9 protein-coding genes are annotated in these 18,977 nt (G+C 50.6%); 7 read left to right on the top strand and 2 right to left on the bottom strand.

What is annotated here, in order from left to right; all coding sequences use genetic code 11:
- Positions 1-7: 7 nt before the first annotated feature.
- Entirely contained in the window at positions 8-11,446 is an 11,439-nt protein-coding gene (locus DESPODRAFT_RS17980) for a type I polyketide synthase (protein WP_004075609.1), read from the bottom strand.
- Between the two features lie 210 nt (positions 11,447-11,656).
- On the opposite strand from DESPODRAFT_RS17980, the gene DESPODRAFT_RS17975 reads away from it, so the two are divergent.
- The 4 genes from DESPODRAFT_RS17975 (at position 11,657) to DESPODRAFT_RS17960 (ending at position 15,188) form a co-directional block, all read left to right on the top strand.
- Positions 11,657-13,135: a sigma-54-dependent transcriptional regulator gene (locus DESPODRAFT_RS17975; protein WP_004075607.1), complete on the top strand. Its 1,479-nt coding sequence runs from the start codon at positions 11,657-11,659 to the stop codon at positions 13,133-13,135.
- 23 nt (positions 13,136-13,158) lie between these two features.
- On the top strand, positions 13,159-14,271 hold the full coding sequence (gene aroC, locus DESPODRAFT_RS17970) for a chorismate synthase (protein WP_004075605.1): 1,113 nt from the start codon (positions 13,159-13,161) through the stop codon (positions 14,269-14,271).
- A 140-nt stretch (positions 14,272-14,411) separates the two neighbouring features.
- Complete coding sequence (locus tag DESPODRAFT_RS17965; protein WP_004075603.1) at positions 14,412-14,591, top strand: rubredoxin; 180 nt, start codon at positions 14,412-14,414, stop codon at positions 14,589-14,591.
- Between the two features lie 243 nt (positions 14,592-14,834).
- Positions 14,835-15,188: a DVU0772 family protein gene (locus DESPODRAFT_RS17960; protein WP_004075601.1), complete on the top strand. Its 354-nt coding sequence runs from the start codon at positions 14,835-14,837 to the stop codon at positions 15,186-15,188.
- A gap of 92 nt (positions 15,189-15,280) precedes the next feature.
- On the opposite strand, the gene proC is transcribed toward DESPODRAFT_RS17960, so the two are convergent.
- Positions 15,281-16,132, bottom strand: a complete 852-nt coding sequence (gene proC / locus DESPODRAFT_RS17955; RefSeq protein WP_004075599.1) for a pyrroline-5-carboxylate reductase — start codon at positions 16,130-16,132, stop codon at positions 15,281-15,283.
- Positions 16,133-16,355: 223 nt separating this feature from the next.
- Between proC and DESPODRAFT_RS17950 the strand changes: the two genes are divergently transcribed.
- From DESPODRAFT_RS17950 to nifU, 3 genes are all read left to right on the top strand, one after another.
- A complete protein-coding gene (locus tag DESPODRAFT_RS17950; RefSeq protein WP_004075595.1) occupies positions 16,356-17,339 on the top strand; it encodes a calcium/sodium antiporter in 984 nt (327 codons plus the stop codon).
- A gap of 102 nt (positions 17,340-17,441) precedes the next feature.
- Positions 17,442-18,251: a TIGR02757 family protein gene (locus DESPODRAFT_RS17945; protein WP_004075593.1), complete on the top strand. Its 810-nt coding sequence runs from the start codon at positions 17,442-17,444 to the stop codon at positions 18,249-18,251.
- Between the two features lie 135 nt (positions 18,252-18,386).
- Positions 18,387-18,971, top strand: coding sequence for a Fe-S cluster assembly protein NifU (gene nifU / locus DESPODRAFT_RS17940; RefSeq protein ID WP_004075591.1), 585 nt, complete (start codon positions 18,387-18,389; stop codon positions 18,969-18,971).
- Positions 18,972-18,977 lie beyond the last annotated feature (6 nt).

Raw genomic sequence — 18,977 nt, 5'->3', positions numbered from 1 at the left:
CCGACCATCAGGCTGTTGCCATATCCACCAGCATGGGCATAGCGGGACGGTTCTCTTCGGTGAGGTGATCCACCCGGACCATTTGAAAATCCTTAATATCTATGATCACACGGCCCGAAGTATCTGCCAGCTGCATATGATAGGTTTTGGTGTCACTGTCCTGGGCCATACGCCGGGTCACGCAGAAATACGGCGTCTCCGGTAGAACCGCCCCTGCAAAGGAAACCTTGCCGATGGCATAGGGCAGCATCACGTCAGCACTGGTGAAAAACTCCAGTATGCCGCCGGTTTGGAATACAGCATCCATGATCACAACAGGGGTGGCAAATTCAGGATAGGTCCGGCCTTTAAAAAATTCGCGTCCGGGCCGCCATTGAACCACTGTGACCAGGCTATCCTCATCCAGGGCCGCCAACTGATCCACGGAGCGGAACAGCCCGTCCATGAACAGGCGCTCCGGGTGGTAGATCTGTTCCTGCCAGTCGGCATCGACCTTAAATTCCGACAGCGCCGGGATGGATATGTCATCCAGCGCGGGCGAATCCGTCCCGATTTTAAATTTGCCCTGGTAATGCAGGGTATCCTGGACAGGGGCTTTGCCTCCCGGGGGGGTGAAGACGGAGTGGATCTCGGTTGTTATTACGCCGTCGTCATTTTTTTCAGCAAAAATTTCAATCTCTTTGGGGCGATTCTTTAACAATTTGATACCATAGGGAATTTTAAAATCACTGACCTCAAGGATGCGTCCTTGGGATCCGCTGCATTCCATAGCCGCTTCAGCCATCGTTTCCAGACCGGTTGCCCCTAAAAACAGCGGCACACCTTTTCTGGCATGGTCGAAAAGGAAAAGATCCCTGTCCGCTTCCAGAAGGCGTTTAAATTTCAGCCGGTTCGGGGTGGAATCCTTTTCCACGGTGTCCAGGAAGGGACCTATGGCAAGCAGGCCGTCCGGGTCAAATGCGGCTGGATTGTTTTCAGGAGGCGCACCAATCAGAATTTCAGTGCTGATCGGATTTTGCAGCTCTTCCTGGAAAAAACGGACCCCTTGGTTCACCGGAAGAAAGGCAATGCCTTTTTCCTTGAGCACAGCTTCAATCGTCCCTTGGGCGGCCATCCCGATTTCAGCCCATGCGGTCCAGTCAAACACTTTATAGGTCAGTTCCGGTGTTTTCAGGGCACTTGCCTGTATCATGGCCCCCATCATGTCGTTTCCTGCGGTGTAGTCAGACTGGGCCTCATTACCGAATCTGGCCGTGATGGATGAAAAACCGATGATATACCGGCAGTTTTTATTTTCAATGGCTGCCAGCACATTGGCTATCCCCTTGACCTTGGTGTCAAAAACCAGATTGAAATCATCCATGGATTTTTTTTCAATCATAATACTTCTATCCACACCTGCAGCATGAATAACCCCGTCTATACGATCGTACCGGCTTGTCGCCTTTAGAACGGCCTCGGGGTCGGTGACATCCACGGCATGGTAATCCACCACCTTTGCGTTGGCACGCAGTTGGGCCAGATTTCCCCGGGCCGTAAGAATCCGCCGCAATCCGGCTGTTCTGTTTTTCAGCTCCACGGGTTTGGCGTTCGGGTGTATGGTTTTAAGTGCGGCCATGATTTGTGTGTCATCCATGGCATCGGTCACAGGAATTTCCAATTCCTCTTCCACCCGGCTGCGTCCTAAAATAACCAGGTGCATGTCCGGACGTATAACCGCCTTGAGCAGTTCATAGGTGATACCCGCAGCACCGCCTGTGACCAGCAGGGTGTCGTTGTCCTTGATGACGGCGGCTCCTTGGCCCTGGGGCTGTGATGCTGCCAAACTGCCGGTCTTTGCACGGATACCGAATCTTAACCCCTTTTCAATGCCCACCTCCAGGCGGGTGCTGATGCTGAAAACTTCGTCCATGAAGACAGAAGCGGCTTGGGTTATATCGGCAATCTCTTTTTTATCGATGAACTCGACCAGTTTCACCCCTGTTCCCGGGTACTCCTTGGATACGGTTTTCAGCAGGCCTGAAATGCCGCTGAAAACAGGAAAAATCCGATCCGGTGCAGGTTCCTTGAAACGGGCCAGGGCGGACTGGACCGATACGGCAGCTATACGGCCACAAGATTGATCCAGCCCGCTGCCGAATGCCTTGCACAACAGAAATAAAAATTTGACGCAGGCACTCTCTGCCGCCAAATTTTCACCTGAATCCATGGCAAAATCCAGGGGATGAAGGAAAAAGATCCCGGAAAGACCGTCATGTTCCGCCTTGATTCTGGAGATGAGATCTTCGGCCCCTTCAAGCCTGTTTAAATCAACGGTGTAATCATCGTGTTCACTGTTACCCACACAGATTACATGCCCTTTGTTTTCTGTGATAAGATCCGCCACAGCCCGACCAAAGCCTTGTTTGTCCATGGTGATCAAATAGGTCTGCCCCTCAAAATCAAGATTGCCGGGGAGAGGGCTGGACAGCTTGCGCAATCCAAAGGTATATCGTTGAATTCCCGGTTGATCCGATTGCATGGGAGACCGGCTTGCCTGCCCGGAATGACCGGTTTCAGGTACTTGACGGCCCGGGGCTGCAGACGTCGGTGGGTTCTTTGCATTGTGGTTTTGATCCCCAGTCAGTTGGGACTGTATATATTCACTGATTTTCCTGATGGTGTTCAATTCAGAAAGATTGATATCCTCGGGAACAGACAGGCCGTATGCTTTTGTAATCTTGCCGAAGGTCTCCACCTGCTTGACCGTGTCAATGCCCAGATCCGCCTCCAGATCCAGATCCGCTTCCAGCATATCCTTGGTATAACCGGTCTGCTCGGCGATCAGGGCAGTGATATCATCAATAATGTCCGGACCGCTGCCGGAACCAGGCTTCGGTGTCTGGACAGCTGTACCGGCGTCAGGCTGTGCCGGGGTATCCACCGTCTGAATACGGCTGCCGATGTACTCGGCAATTTTGCGTATGGTATTCAATTCCGAAAGGCTGATATCTTCGGGCACGGTCAGGCCAAAGGACTTGGTGATTTTACCGAAGGTCTCCACCTGCTTGACCGTGTCAATGCCCAGATCCGCTTCCAGATCAAGGTCCGGTTCCAGCATATCCAGGGTGTAACCGGTCTGCTCAGCAATCAGGGCGGTGATCTCCTTCATGACGTCCGGGCCGCTGCCGGAACCAGGCTTTGGTGTCTGAACAACTGTACCGGCGTCAGGCTGTGCCGGGGTATCCGCCGTCTGAATACGGCTGCCGATGTACTCGGCAATTTTGCGTATGGTATTCAATTCCGAAAGGCTGATATCTTCGGGCACGGTCAGGCCGAAGGATTTGGTGATTTTACCGAAGGTCTCCACCTGCTTGACCGTGTCAATGCCCAGATCCGCTTCCAGATCAAGGTCCGGTTCCAGCATGTCATGGGTATACCCGGTCTGGTTGGCGATCAGGTCGGTGATTTGAGCTAAAACATCTGTGGCCGCTGATTTCACCACAACTTTTGGGGAGTGTTCCACCTGGACAGATACCCGTTGTTCGGGTTCATCGTGCCCCTTTGATCTCCCGACTTCAGGGGCAGCAGGTTTGGCCGCCCCACTGCCTTTATCCTCTATCTTTCCCTGGGCCATTGCCCCTGTGCGTTGATCCTTGGGGAAAACGCACAGGGTTTTATTTGTGACGCCCAGCATGGGTTCTGTGCTGCCGGTGATCCGGGTCAGCCACGCATGGTAGGCCGGATTATTCTCCACGCCGGCTTCCTCAAGCCGGTCTACCATTAAAAAGGCAAAATGGGATCCGAACCCGGCGCTGAAATGCAGCCCAAAGCGGTAATCGCCATTCCCGGACTGTGTAAAGTTCAAATCTGAAAATTCGGCAGGCACATGATCCAGGTTGGCCACAGGCGGAAACTTCTTTTTCTGCAGGCCTTTCACCAGTATGGCATCCTCAACGCCCGCGCCCAGGGTGTGACCTGTATATCCCTTGGTGTTGGTGATTGTGATCTGCCTGTAATCATCTGGGAACGCGGATTTCAACGCCTCCACTTCAGCCGAGGCACTGCCGCCCCGGGCCGGCGTAAAGGTCTCGTGGGACATAAATACCAGTTGCCCGGCCATATCCCTGCGGGATATGCCGTTTTGCCTTTCCACCTGGCCTACGAATTTATTGAGTTCACCGGAAAGGTGGCCCACATCAATACGGGAGGGATGGAATGCGCTGTTTCCGATATAAGAGCCCAAGATCCGGGCCTGGCCGTTCAACCCCCTGCGTTTCAGGGTGTCTTCCCGTTCCACAACGATCCCTACTGCACCGGAACCTAAAATTGTGCCGTTTCTGTCCTCATCAAAGGGCTTGGCAGCGTCTGAAACCACTTCCTTGCTGGTGGCAGCGCCCATGGCCAGAAATCCTGACCCCACCCACGGCATCTGAGCCTCACTTGTGGCCGCTTCTCCGCCGATGACGATCACTCTGTCGCACCGGGCGCTTCGAATCCAGTCCTGTGCCACGCCAATGGCCTGGGTGGTGGATGCACACGCCCCGCTCAGATGAATATTGGGTCCTTTTGCCCGGATAAGCTGGGCAAAATGTGCGCCACCTAAAGAGACGATATCAAAGAGGATATTACGTTCAAATTTATACTGGCCGTATACTTTGCGTCGCTCACGTATCTTGAAAAACCAGTTCGTGATCACATCCTTCATATCCCTGTCCGACAGATTCTCCATCAGGTGATAATAGATGTTTTCCAGCTCTTCATAGGGTTTGACGTAAAACTTGTTGTAGTAATACGCATTGAGATGGTGCAGCAGGGTTTCAAAACCAGGAAAAATACCTGTCATGATCACGCCGGTTGTATCCTGCATCTCTTGGGGCAATACCAGTCCGTCCGGGATGCGACTGCCGGTGGAGGTTTTTTTATACCCTTGGACCAGGGGGATATTGGCGTCTTTCAGGACTTCAAGTCCTGCGGCCATGGCCAGTTCATCCACAAGGTCAAACTTGCGGCTGATGCCGTATTCCGTAGACAGATCAAAATACCCGAGTTTCCCGGCCAGTTGGATCACATCCTTCGTGCGCACAATATCCACAAACCGGGCATTGCCGTTGGGTTCCTTGTAAACCCGGGTAATGTTCATGTCGACGATTCTATGTTTCTCTTCCTCGGTCAGGGGTTCAATGAAATTATTCCCGGCCAGAATACGGTCAAAATTTTTATCATTGAATATCTGATGTCCTTTGCCGGGCAGGCCCACGGAAACACCCGCGATACATACAGAACCGGTATACAGGCCTAAATTTTCAACGGCCGCCAAGGCATTTTTCTGCTGAAACGCTTGATATTCACGCTGAAGCGCTTCCTGAACCAAAGTTTTGTTCTGTTCTAAAAAGGTGTTGAACGATATATCTTTGTTCATTACTTCTTTTGGGGCGTCTGTTTTTTTCAGGCCCTTGATTTTCAAATCCTTATTATTCAGCTCTTTAGGTTCAAAGTTCATCCGCTCCAGGGGAGCCGGTTCGTTTGCCTGGGCAATCTCTTTTGCCTTGGATGGGACAAACCGCTCTGCGGCCAGGTTGAAACTTTCAAGTTCTCCTTTTTTGGCATCTGCCGTGGGCATGGATTCGGGTTCCTCAATGGAGATGTTTTTCAACAAGTTGCACAACAGCCGGCCCGGTCCGATTTCAATAAACCGTTTGCAGCCCTGGGCATGAACGCCTTTTACGGATTCTACAAATTCCACAGGGGAGACGATCTGGCGCGCCAGGTGGGTCCGGATCATCTGTTCATCTGCAGGATAAGGTCTTGCAGTCAGATTTGAGATGATTTTATGGGCATTTTTAAGATTAAATTTTACCGATTCAAGTATCTTGGCCATATTGGCTGCTGCAGATTCCAGCAACGGGGTGTGGAAGGCTGCGGACAAGGCCAGTTTTTTATGGAAAATGTCTTTATCTTTCAGATGGGCGCAAAAAAGGTCTATGCCCTTTGTTGTTCCGGCAATGGCGGTCTGTTTTTCACTGTTTTTGTTGACCAGCCAGATATCGTCAACACCGGATTCCAAAATCATCTCCTGGGCAGCTTTTTCCCCGTCAAAAATCACCATGATCCCGCCGGGGTTTTCTTTTGATGCCCGGGCCATGAAATCAGCCCTGGAAATCACAAGGTTCATGGCTGTGGTGAAATCAATCAAGCCTGCACAGTACAGGGCTGAGTATTCCCCTACACTGTGGCCGATATAAAAATCAGGCTCAAAACCTTTAAGGCTTAAGGCATGATAGATGGCCGCCGTGGACAGAAAAATGGCGGGCTGGGTGTTTTCCGTTTGGTTTAACGGAGTACCGCCGGTGTTCATGAGCTCCAGCAGGGATGTTCCACGACGCGCCTGGAAGATGGTTTCTCCCTGATCCATCACGGCTTTTATTTCAGGAACAGCCTGATAAAGGGCGTTCAGCATGCCTGCAGACTGCGCACCCTGGCCCGAAAGCAGGGCTGTGACCGCCAGGGGCCGGGCCTTGTCCGGCCAGACCCCGGGGGTGACTGCGGCCTGCGCCACAGAAGCGTAAGCCTTTTTGGACTGCAGGAACCGGGGCAGCCGGCCAATGATCACATGGCCGTGGTTGCCGCCGATACCGTTGACATCAGCCCCTAAGAGTGCGCCATCCGCCAGCGGTGTTATCTCTTTTACCGGGTGCAGCAGACTGTTCTTTTCTATGAGTGTCGAGTGGGGCCTGTAGCCGTGGGTGGGCAGTAAAACCCCTTTCTCCGACATCATCAAAAGCCTTGCCATGACTACGGCGGGATTGGCTGCTTTAAAGTACCCGAACTCGGTTTTGATATTGCCGTATCCCACGGGATGGTTCAGGCTTTTTTCAATGGCCTGTTTTTCAACCAGATCCAGGAACGGATTGGACACACCAAATACATCCAGATATGCCAGATGGGGTTTCCTGGTTTTAAATACCCCGGTGTCATTTGAGATCACCTTTTCATATTTGTTTTCAGAAGGAGAAAGCAAATGCTCAGGCGCGCTTGCCGCCATGTTCAGGCATTTTAATTCACCCAGAATCGGCATATCGTTCTGTTTGGCATATTTATAGGTGGTTACGACCAGGCAGGCCGCCCCCTCGCCCATGACATATCCGTTGGCATCATTGTCAAACAGGCTGGGTTCGGTTTCCGCCAGAATACCCAGGCGTTTGAATGCCAGCAGCACCCCGGGATACAGGTTGGTGTCCACCCCGCCGGTGAGTACGGCATCGAGATTGCCTGCGCGCAAATTTTTAACCGCCATGTTCAAGGCCATGGTGGCGGATGCACATGAAGCATCCACCACAAAATTGGTTCCCTGGATGTTATAATGTTTGGATATGCGTGCAGACACAATGTTTGACAGCATCCCGGGGATGCTGTCCCCGTTCATGGGCGGATACTTTTTGCCTAAAAGATCTCCCACGTGGTCTGCAATGGCTGAAAGGGTATTTGCATCCACGTCCGGGATGGACCGGATCATGCGCTGGAGCAGCGGAGTCCGGGTGCTGATAATAGATTCAACATTCCGGGTCCCGGAAATTGTACCCAGGATGACGCCGATCCTGTTACCGGCGGTCAGTTTGTCATTCATGCGGGCTTGTTCAAGGGCCTGGCCTGCGGCATCCAGGCCGAACAACTGGGCCCGGTCCATGTATGTAATGGCTGAAGGCGGAATCTTAAAGGTTTTCGGATCCAGCATAAAATCGTCAACAATGCCGTTTTTCATCATGGGCAGGCGAAAGCCCGAGTTTTCGTCTTCTTCGGCATAGCACGCATTGGCCATGCGATCGGACGGCATGGGCTGGTAAGCCTTTTGCCCCGAAACCATGGTATCCCAGAACGCCTCTTTATTTTTGGCCTTTGGCAGAACAACACCCATGCCGGAAAAAACGATTCTGTCATCATTGGGATCATGGTCCAGATCCGTAAATATTCCACGGGACAGTGTTGTGTCTGACGCGTTCAACTCGCTGACCACGACATGGTAGTTAATCCCCCCGAATCCGTAGGCGCTTACCGCTGCCATGCGCGGGCCACTGACCGGCGCTTCCCAGGGTTTGGCATCTCCCAGGACAAACAGAGGTGAATCCGTGATGTCGATTTTCGGAGAGATGTTCTCAAATGAGCCGTTAGGGGGCAGAATCTGATGGTTTAGAGCCAGCAATGTTTTTATCATGCCAGCCATGCCGGCAGCCCCGAGCAAATGACCGATCTGGGATTTAATGGATGATACCCCAATGGATGCGCCTGCGTCATACACCTGGCGCAGGGTCTCCATCTCCACGGCATCCCCGACTTTTGTGCCGGTTCCATGGGCTTCAATAAACTGCACCATGCCGGGGGAGAATTCTGACTTTATTTTTTCATGACAGCGTTGAAATGCTAATTTCTGCCCCTCTTTATCCGGAGCTGCAATACCCTTGCCTTTTCCGTCGGAAGATGAGGCAATACCCTTGATAACACCAAGGATGGTGTCTTTTTCCCGGATGGCGTCTTTGAGACGTTTCAGGACCAGTACGCCGGCCCCTTCGCCCAGGATAAATCCGTCAGCGCGTTCATCAAATGGAAATGACCCGTTGGCGGACAGGGTACCCATTTTGCAGAATCCCACAAATGATTCCGGCGTCAGGTTGGTGTTGACACCGCCTGCAATCACCATGTCATGGGCCCCGCTCAAAAGCTCATGAATCCCGCACTCAATGGCCGCAAGGGATGTGGCACATGCGGCATCCACGACGTAATTGATGCCGGTAATGCCCAGATGATATGCAATGCGGGCCGCTTCCATGTTCAAGGTGACACCGTGCACAGGCTCGTAAATCGAACCCTGGGACATTTTTACGCGTAGCCGGTCAATGATTTTATTTTGCTCCGGTTCGGACAAGGCATTGAATTCAGGCGTGCTGCGCAGGTAATTTTTAACTTCCGGAAAAAAATATTTAAAATGCAGATCAGATGCCATTTCATTGCCAAGACATGTGGCCACAACAACCGCCGTACGGTTCTGTATTTTTGTTGCAAGCCGGTTGTCATCGGCTAAAAGTTTTGCGTTTTCCACTGCCTGGTAAGCGGCATGCAAAAGCATCTGCTGGCTGCGGGACAATTTGGATGCCTTGGCCGGTGTATACCCGAACCGTTCGCTGTCAAATTGAAAATCATTCACCAGGCCGGCAATCTGTGTATAGGACTTGTTTTCGGCCTTTGGATCGGGGTCGTAGTAGAGGGATTCTTCCCATCTATTGTCAGGTACCTTGGAAATACTGTATTTTTTATCAAGGATATTCTGCCAGAAGGCATCTGTGTCATGGGCGTCGGGAAATACACACCCCATCCCCACTACGGCAATCTCATCGTTGATCTGACCGTCGGCAGAGAAAAGGACTTCAAGGGCATCAAGCCTGGCAATCAGCGCATCCTTTTTCAGGAACAATTCCTCATGGATCCGGGCAATGGTGGTTTGGGTTTCAAAAAAACCAAGGCCTTCGCCGGTCATGAAATTACCGTTTGACCGTTGTTCTTCTTCGGTGTACAAAATCCATTGACCGTCGTTTTTATGATTGAAATCAGGGGTTTTGCCTTTGGCGCTGATGAGAAGTGAACCTAAATTATCCTTTTCAAAGGCGCTTTTGCGTTCGCCTAAGTTCATGGTGTCATCTGCCAGGCGGCAATGCTCATTTTTCATGATCTGGCCGGCAAAAGTCGTGTCGGCGGTGCGACAGGGAAGCCCCACGGTGGAGCCGATGATGGTGGTGCGTTTATGTTCCTGAACCACCTGCTGGTAGACGGATGTTAAGGCGCCTGTTTCAACAATCTCCTTTGTGAACAGATAGGCTGTGCCTATTTGAATGCCGATCTTTACCCCTTCCTTTGCCAAAAGCGCAGTCATGGCGGATATGAAATGGGACCCGGCTGCGCTGATAATGCCCCCGGCAAACAGGACGCTTACATCCGGCCGCTGGTCCGAAGGCAAATCCAGCAGGGTTTCAATGCTCAGTTCCCACAGCACCATACTGGACAGGCTGCCGATATGACCGCCGGCTTCATTGCCTTCCAGGATAAAACGCCTTGTCCCTTTTTCAAAGGCGTTTTTCAGAACGCCGGGCATGGGGGTGTGAAGATATGCCCGGGTGCCGCAGGCTTCCAATTCATTGATCTGCGACGGGATGCCGCCGGCAAAAAGCGCAAAGGGGGTTTTCTTTTTTTTGATCAGCTCCAGGTGATGATCCAGGGTGGGGTTAAAAGCTTTGATGCCGATCATGCCGGCGCCAAATATGGGCAGGTCATCTGATTTTTCCGGCAGAATTTGGTCTGCAATCTCTACGGGAAGGCTGCCCAAAGCAAAAAAGGGCAGACCGCCGTTGTCGTAAACCGCCTTGGCAAATTCTTTGTTGTCGGAAATGTTGGCCATGGGCCCCTGGGTGATGGGAAAGCGGGTGCCATGGGCTTTTGCCAGGGGTGTATGTTCCGTTAAGGGATCAAATTGCTCCACAGCATTCAGGGCATCCCCCACAGAAGTAAACAGGGCACGGATCATCTGTTCCAGCCGGCTGCCGCGCTTTGCAAAGTGCCGGGCAAAGGAGGCGTCCTGGCCAAGATAGAACAGGGACTGCATGGGGGTGTCATGCTCCTGGTCCAGGGATGCCATGTTTTGTTCAATTTCAGTTTTAATGAAATCCAGATTCTGTCCCTCTGCTTTTTTAATGCTGATTTTTTTAATCAGCTCCTGGACAATTTTTGTCCCGGGTTTGGCAAATACCCGGTGTTGTGTATTGCCGCCGCCGTCTAAAACGACGGTGTCGGTCTCTTCCATTTTTTTAAGAACCGCTTTAAACGCCTCGGAAACCGGTGCGTCTTCGGCCAGATAGAGCTGGTCATCCAGAACCAGGCCTGCAGCCCCTGCGGCAAAAAATCCCGGTGCCGTGTGGAACCCTACGCCGCCGTGGACAAAGTATGGCAAGTCGCTTTTTTGGCCATAATACTGGCTGAGCATGAAGCTTGACGCGGAAGAGGTTCTGCCGCCGGCTTCCCTGCCTTTTAAAATAATCCCATGGGGATTGATGCCTTTTAGGATGGTTTCAAGTCCGGATTCATAAATTTCCATCATCAAAATCTCAGCGCTTACGGCTTGTCTTTTGATGAGTGAATCCGGGTTATGGTAGGCAACAATGACACATTCAGGCAGATCTGCCGGGTGCTGTTCAAAATAATCCCATATCTCTTCATCCTCCGCATAAATACGGATACCGTGGCGCAGATTTTGATTTTTAAGCTGCCCGATCAGATCAGAAAGCTTTGACATGCCTATAAATTCAGTATCGAGAACAGGCATGGCACCGGCCAGCCAGATATTTTTAAAGAAATCGAGGTCATATGTTTTTGGGGGATGATATGCCAGCAGGGGCAGACGGGTGGTCAGTATTCTATTAAGCACAGGGCTTCTCCTTGTTGTTTTTCGATGTTATCCGGCAAAATGCAAACAAAGATCGTGCCACTCTTTTGCGCTATCATGACAACGCACTGAATATATGATAAAAATAAATATTATTGGTCTAAAAATAAAATTTCAGCCATAAATCATTGTACAAAAATTGTATTCATGTCATACAATAATTGAACAACAACTTAACCATCCAATCGAAATATGAAAGAAGTAACCACTTTTCAGCCCGAAGAACTGAATTTTTTCAAATGCGTTCATTACGCCGGTGCCGCAAACCCCTTCGGCAGAGAGCGGGTTCTGCGGGAAGCGGAAATTGCAGGTGTTTCTCCGGATAGTCCCAAAGAAATCAGAGTGCTTAAAGCGTGCCAGGCCGTGGGGTATCGACTGGCCCAGCTCGAACAGCGAGGCAGGATCAATCTTGATGCGTTCAAAGGTGAAGAACAGTATTTTTTGCGGTCTGCATTACTCTTTCACTTTTTTCATCTGTTCAGAAAACAGATCGACACCCTGATCACACGTCAGCTTGACAATGCTGAAGAGTCCCTGGACGTGGATTTTGCTCCGGAGGCCCTGACCCTTCTGCGCGGTTGGGGATTCGGTATTGAGGAGAGCAGACGCTTCATTGCCCTGGCGTACCAGTTTCGCCGGGCCTATTATTTTATTTTCCGGCATCTGGTGGGACGCAGCCAATGTATGCAGCAGCTGCGACGGGATCTGTGGCAGAATGTATTCACCCACGACATCCTTATGTACGACCAGTATCTATGGGACCGCATGGAAAATTTCTCCACCCTGCTGTTTGGTGAAACCGGTACGGGCAAGGGAACCGCAGCCCTGGCCATGGGGCGTTCCGGCTATATCCCTTTTGATGAAAAGGAAAACAAGTTCACCCATAATTTTGTGAATACCTTTACCACGCTCAATATCAGTCAGTTTCCTGAAACCATCATTGAATCCGAGCTGTTCGGCCATGTGCGCGGCGCATTTACAGGGGCCATCAAGGACCACAAAGGGGTTTTCAGCCGTTGCAGCCCCAATGGATCTATTCTTCTGGATGAAATCGGCGAGTTGTCCACCCATGTTCAGATAAAACTGCTCAATGTGCTTCAGGAGCGGGTCTATTCACCCGTGGGAAGCGATGAAAAACACCGTTTTCACGGCAGGATCATTGCCGCCACAAACCGCAGCATCCGGGAGATCCGGGAAAAGAAGATATTCAGGGATGATTTTTACTATCGCCTATGTTCCGACATTATCACGGTACCGCCCCTGTACAAAAGGATTGCACAAGATCCGGAGGAGCTTTCGGATCTTCTGGCACACACGGTGACCCGTATTGTGGGGCAGCCATCCCCGGAAATCGCCTCCCGTGTGCTTAAATATATTGAAGGAAGCCTGACCCTTTCATATCCATGGCCGGGAAATGTGCGGGAATTGGAACAATGTGTCAGGCGTGTGGTGCTGCGCAATGCCTATGAAACCAATGAGACACCGGCGTTCAAATCAGATTCGTTAACCCGGCAGATTCAAGAAGGGCGTCTCAGTGCCCAGGACCTGCTCATCCACTATTGCACAAACTTGTATGAAAAACACGGCACCTATGAGGCAGTTGCCCGCATTGCCGGGCTGGACCGGCGGACGGTGAAGAAGTATATTGATTCCCAGGATCAGGTTTATTAAAATAAACATATAAGGAAAAATCCATGTCAAGTTCATTTGGAAAATTGTTTCGCGTGTCAACCTATGGTGAATCCCACTGTCCCGGGGTCGGCGTGGTTGTGGACGGGTGCCTGCCCGGCATGTCTTTGACTGAGCCCGATATCCAGTGCCAGCTCGACCGCAGACGACCGGGCCAGAGTGCCCTGTCAACGGACAGGCAGGAGTCGGACCGGGTCGCCATCCAGTCCGGCACGGAGCGCGGCCTTACCCTTGGCACGCCCATCAGCCTGTTTGTGCCCAATAAGGACCAGCGCCCAGGAGATTATAAATCCATGGCAGATGTGCCAAGGCCCTCCCATGCGGATTTCACATACCAGTCAAAATATGGTATCCGGGCCTCTTCCGGCGGCGGCCGTGCTTCTGCCCGGGAGACAATTGGCCGGGTCTGCGCCGGGGCCATTGCCGAGAAAATGCTAAAAACCGCACTGGGTATCAATATTGTGGCCTGGGTCAGCCAGGTGGGGCAGATCAAGGCGCCGGAAACAGAGGGCTTAAATCTTACCCGGGCCATGGTGGATACCAGCATGATCCGCTGTCCGGATACGGATACGGCCAAGGCAATGGAGGCGCTTGTCCTGAAGGCCAAAGAAGAGAAGGACTCCATTGGCGGTGTTGTCTCATGTGTCTGCACCAATGTACCGGCCGGCCTTGGCGAACCTGTATTTGATAAACTTGAGGCACTTCTGGCTCATGCCATGCTTTCCATTCCGGCCACCAAGGGGTTTGAGATCGGATCGGGTTTTGCAGGGGCGCAAATGCGCGGTTCAGTGCACAATGATCCCTTTGTTGTAAAAGATGGGCGGCTTGGCACCACAACCAATTTCAGCGGCGGCATCCAGGGCGGAATCTCCAATGGAGAACCCATTATGTTCCGGGTGGCGTTTAAACCCCCGGCCACCATCGGGCTTGCCCAGGAAACGGTGGATTTCCAAGGCCGCCAGGCCACACTTGCGGCCAAGGGCAGACATGACCCCTGTGTGGCAGCCAGGGCCGTGCCCATTGTGGAGAGCATGGCCGCTCTTGTGCTGGCGGATGTTATGTTGCAGCAGCAGGCCAGATTGGCCGGCATGGCGCTCATGAACCAGACACAGCTATAATCCAATGCCAACTTCTGCGACATTGTATTTAAATATGGCATGTTTATTGCTTTTGGAATCGAATATTGCAGAATTTTTTAAACCATCTTTAGACAGAACGATCCTGAAACAGGCCGCACCCTTAATTAAAAGGAGGAACTATGTCAGACCCCAAGGATATGTACCAATGTCAGGTTACCAATTGCGGATTCATTTATGACCCGGACAGGGGTGATCGCAAAGGAAAAATTAAAAAAGGGACAAAATTTGAAGACCTGCCCGAAGAGTGGCGCTGTCCAGTCTGCGGAGCCAGCCCAAAAAGCTTTAAATGCCTGGGTTGAAAAATAACACCCCAACCACTCGTTAATTTTTAGACCCCTTAGACAGCCTCTTAGATACAAAAATGTATCATAGAGGCTGTCTCTTTTCTGTATCATTTCGCATGTGTCATTTCGCACCTCCATCTCCATACAGAGATAACTATCTATTATTAAACAACATAACAACAAGCTTACAAATTGGCACAAGATTTGCTTTTTACATATACAGAGTTTGAGATTAACTGCAAAAAACAGGAGGCTTATATGAGACTCAACGACATAAAAAAGAACTATAACCTGATAAATTCTGTAGACTGGGAAATGACCCCTGAAGAAGCCATTGCCCTGCATCTGGAATGGGGGCCCTTGCGTTCCCAGAGCTACTATAACTCCAGGGATAATAATAATGAAACCGTTTATTTTGTTATCAACACCTGGAAAAAAAACCCCATTCTGACCCTTGTCAGAAGAAAAGGGTTTGATTCCGAAGAACTTGGCAGTTTTGATCTGCCCCAGGATGTTGCCTCAGAATTCATGCAGGGTATCGGCAAATACAAAGGCGTTTATGCCGTCGAAGGAAAAGTCAGAGAGTGGCTTAGAAAGGAACTTGACGCCTAATCCGCCATCTATGTGTAACCACCTGCGTTAAGTTTCCTTTTTCCCGGAACCGGAAGATGAACCCTCCTTACCATCCTCCGGTTCCTTTTTAATCAATCTTCTGCGTTTTTGATAAAATCCTTCACCATCATCTCGCCCAGTTCCATGGACCGCTTGGTGGCGGCTTCAACGGCATTGATCAGGGTCGTGCGAAGCCCGCCCTGCTCCAGGGTGTGGATACCGGCAATGGCAGTTCCCCCTGGAGAGGCCACTCTGTCTTTGAGCTGGCCCGGGTGTTCCCGGCTTTCAAGAAGCAGACGTGCCGCACCCAACACGGTTTGAGTGGATAGAAACAGAGAATCTTTTCTGGACAGCCCCATTTTTACGCCGGCATCAGCCATGGCATCCACAATGATAAAAATATAGGCCGGGCCTGACCCGCTTAATCCGGTGAACGCATCCATGAGTATGTTTTCCTGTATAAATACGGTTTTTCCCACGGAATCAAAAACCGCCCGGGCCATCTCCACATCGCCTTCCTGGACAAACTGCCCCGCGCAAATCGCTGTGGCGCTCTCTTTGACAAAGGCACATATATTGGGCATGGACCTGATCAGGCGCAGTTCCTTTTTAAGGCCTGCGGCGATGGCGGCCAAGGGCACGCCCGCAGCAATGGAGATCACAAGCTTGGATTTGTCCAGAGCTGGTGCCGTCTCCTTGAGCACGGAACCCAGAATCTGGGGTTTAGTGGCGTAGATAATGATTTCTGATTTTTCACAGACTTCAATATTGCTGGTCGTGGTCAACACGCCATATTTTTCGTGAATATGCGTGAGCGTTTCGGGAAAAATATCCGAGCAGATAATATTTTCCGGTTTGGCTGCCTTGGACATCACTAGTCCGCTGACCAGGGCTTCTCCCATGTTGCCGCTTCCAATGAAGCCGATTTTTTTATCCTGAAGCATTCTGTCTCCTTTGTGGGCTGAAGTAATAATAAGGAGCCTATACTATGGCCCAGCCTGAATTTGTGTCAAGGCAAATGTCATCCCACCATGAGGCAGCCACTGAGATTTCATTGAATTTTGCAAGAAAACAGCATTACACTTTGCATGAGCTTTGGAGTCTGATATTTTGAACGTCTAAGTAAAAAAACAAAGAATCATTATTTAAAAAGAAAACAGAGGGTACATGGAAGGAATTGTTGTTGCTTTACCGGCGTTGATTTTTGGACTGACTCTGCTGGTCTGGAGTGCAGACCGCTTTGTTAACGGGTCTGCGGCCACCGCACGGCATTTCGGCGTACCGCCGCTGCTGATCGGGATGGTGATCGTCGGTTTCGGCACATCAGCCCCGGAAATGCTGGTTTCCGCACTTGCCGCCTTGGAGAACAGTCCTGGTATTGCCATAGGGAATGCCTACGGGTCAAACATTGCCAATATCGGACTGATTTTAGGGATTAGCGCCCTGATTAATCCGATTATGTTTCACTCCAATATATTAAGAAAAGAACTACCCATCCTTACAATCGTCACGGGTCTTTCCATTCTTCTTTTAACAGACCTTCAAATCTCTTTGATTGATGGAATTATCCTGCTATTATTTTTTCTGGGGCTCGTACTCTGGACCCTCCAGCAAGGTATCCGTCAGAAGGCCGATACCATGGGCATGGAAATGGAGCGGGAGCTGAATTCAGAAAAAAAAACTCTGGGCAGGGCTCTCTTATGGCTCGTTATCGGGCTGATTCTTCTGATCATCAGTTCACGGATTCTGGTCTGGGGGGCTGTGCAAATTGCAACGGCTTTAGGTGTCAGCGATATAGTCATCGGCCTTACCGTTGTTGCCCTGGGAACATCTCTTCCGGAACTTGCATCCTCGATCATTTCTGTGAAAAAAAGAGAGTACGATATTGCCCTTGGTAATATTTTAGGGTCCAATCTGTTCAACACATTGGCGGTTGTGGGAATCGCCGGTGTCATTCATCCGTTTGAAATCCCTGCCGAAGCCCTTTTCCGGGACACAGCGGTGATGACGGGATTAACCATATCCCTTTTCATTATCGGATTTGGCTTCAGGGGAAGGCCGGGGCGAATAAACAGGGTAGAGGGGCTTATGCTGTTAGCGGTTTACATCGCTTATACGATTTACCTGGTTTGTCCGGTACTGAAGACGTAAGGATAAACGCGGTTAAATCAGTCAAGCTGATCTTTTTTCTTTTTGTCACAAAGTTGCAGGATCTATCCCCAATATTTTGGGGGCTTCGTCAAATCTGTTGATATGAAAATTGACGTACAAAAACTGACATCAAAGCTGGAGCAGCTTTATTCGACATATAACCGGAAACAGTATGTTGATCCTGATCCACTGTTGTTTCTTTACAACTATCCGGATGTACGGGACCGGGAGATTGCAGGGATTATTGCCTCAAGTCTTGCCTATGGCCGGGTGGCCATGATCATGCAGGCCGTGTCGTCTGTGCTTGATAAGATGGGGCCTGACCTTCGCGGGTTTGTCATGCATGCTGATCCGAAAAACCTCGCCGCCATGTTTCAAAACTTTAAATACAGGTTTGCCACAGGAGATCACTTAAGCGCACTGATCATGGGAATTCAGGCTGTTATTGCCGATTACGGATCCCTGGGTGCCTGTTTTACCATGAATCATGCGGATGGGACAGATCTGTCTGAAGGACTGGCCAGAATCAGAGCACGGGTTTTGCATGCGGGGGGCGCCGGTCATCTTCTGGCTGATCCCGGAAAAACCTCTGCCTGCAAGCGCAGTCACCTGTTTTTAAGGTGGATGGTACGTAAAGATCAGGTGGATCCGGGGGGCTGGTCCAATGTGCCGGCCGCGGCCCTGACCTGTCCTGTAGATGCGCACATGTTTAAAATCGGACATATGCTTGGATTTACAAAACGCCGCAGTGCCGACGGGGTCTGCGCCGCCCAGATCACCGAAGGCTTCAGACGGGTCAGCCCGGATGACCCGGTGAAATATGATTTTTGCCTGACCCGGTTCGGAATCCGAGATGGACTTGATATGTCTGAATTGAAACAGTTTTTAAAGGGCGATGATTATCATGTATAAAGGGTTGGAAGTGCCGCCTTTGATCAAAGGAAAACTTTCAGCCCCGATTGACAAGCTACCACGATGTAGTATTTCTTTTAGAAGGAAACTAATCCTGTCACAAGGGTGACTTTACAGGATAAAAGGAGAGCATATATGTGGAATTATTCGGAAAAAGTTATGGAACATTTCTTGAAACCAAGGAATGTGGGAGAGCTTGAAGGTGCCAACGCCATTGGAGAAACAGGCTCTTTAAGCTGCGGTGACGCACTCAAACTCTATTTAAAGGTAGACGAGAATGAAAGAATCATTGATGCCTCTTTTATGACCTTTGGCTGTGCGTCTGCCGTGGCCTCATCCTCGGCCTTAACTGAGATCATCAAGGGCATGACCCTGGACGATGCAGCGAAGATAACCAATGAGGACATTGCCGATTACCTGGGCGGACTGCCCAAAGAAAAAATGCACTGCTCGGTCATGGGCCAGGCCGCCTTAAAAAAAGCCATTGCGAATTTCCGCGGAATTCAGATCCTTGAAAAACCGGGAGACATCGTATGCGAATGCTTTGATGTAACAGATCTTGAAATTATTGATGCCATTAAAAACAATGGCCTTGAGAATACGGAGGATGTGACCAATTACCTTAAAGCAGGCGGCGGTTGCGGCAAATGCCTGGATAGAATTGAAGAAATTGTCCACAAAACCATGGCATCCATGGAAACATCTTCGGCAGCAGATTAACCACAA

The sequence above is a fragment of the Desulfobacter postgatei 2ac9 genome (assembly GCF_000233695.2).
Taxonomy (GTDB): Bacteria; Desulfobacterota; Desulfobacteria; order Desulfobacterales; family Desulfobacteraceae; genus Desulfobacter; species Desulfobacter postgatei.
This window is presented reverse-complemented; position numbering and strand designations above follow the sequence as displayed.

Bases quoted from the DNA above. Each gene is read 5' to 3' on its own strand.
- DESPODRAFT_RS17975 (WP_004075607.1), top strand. From the start codon at position 11,657: ATGAAAGAAGTAACCACTTTTCAGCCCGAAGAACTGAATTTTTTCAAA.
- aroC (WP_004075605.1), top strand. From the start codon at position 13,159: ATGTCAAGTTCATTTGGAAAATTGTTTCGCGTGTCAACCTATGGTGAA.
- DESPODRAFT_RS17965 (WP_004075603.1), top strand. From the start codon at position 14,412: ATGTCAGACCCCAAGGATATGTACCAATGTCAGGTTACCAATTGCGGA.
- DESPODRAFT_RS17960 (WP_004075601.1), top strand. From the start codon at position 14,835: ATGAGACTCAACGACATAAAAAAGAACTATAACCTGATAAATTCTGTA.
- proC (WP_004075599.1), bottom strand. From the start codon at position 16,132: ATGCTTCAGGATAAAAAAATCGGCTTCATTGGAAGCGGCAACATGGGA.
- DESPODRAFT_RS17950 (WP_004075595.1), top strand. From the start codon at position 16,356: ATGGAAGGAATTGTTGTTGCTTTACCGGCGTTGATTTTTGGACTGACT.
- DESPODRAFT_RS17945 (WP_004075593.1), top strand. From the start codon at position 17,442: ATGAAAATTGACGTACAAAAACTGACATCAAAGCTGGAGCAGCTTTAT.
- nifU (WP_004075591.1), top strand. From the start codon at position 18,387: ATGTGGAATTATTCGGAAAAAGTTATGGAACATTTCTTGAAACCAAGG.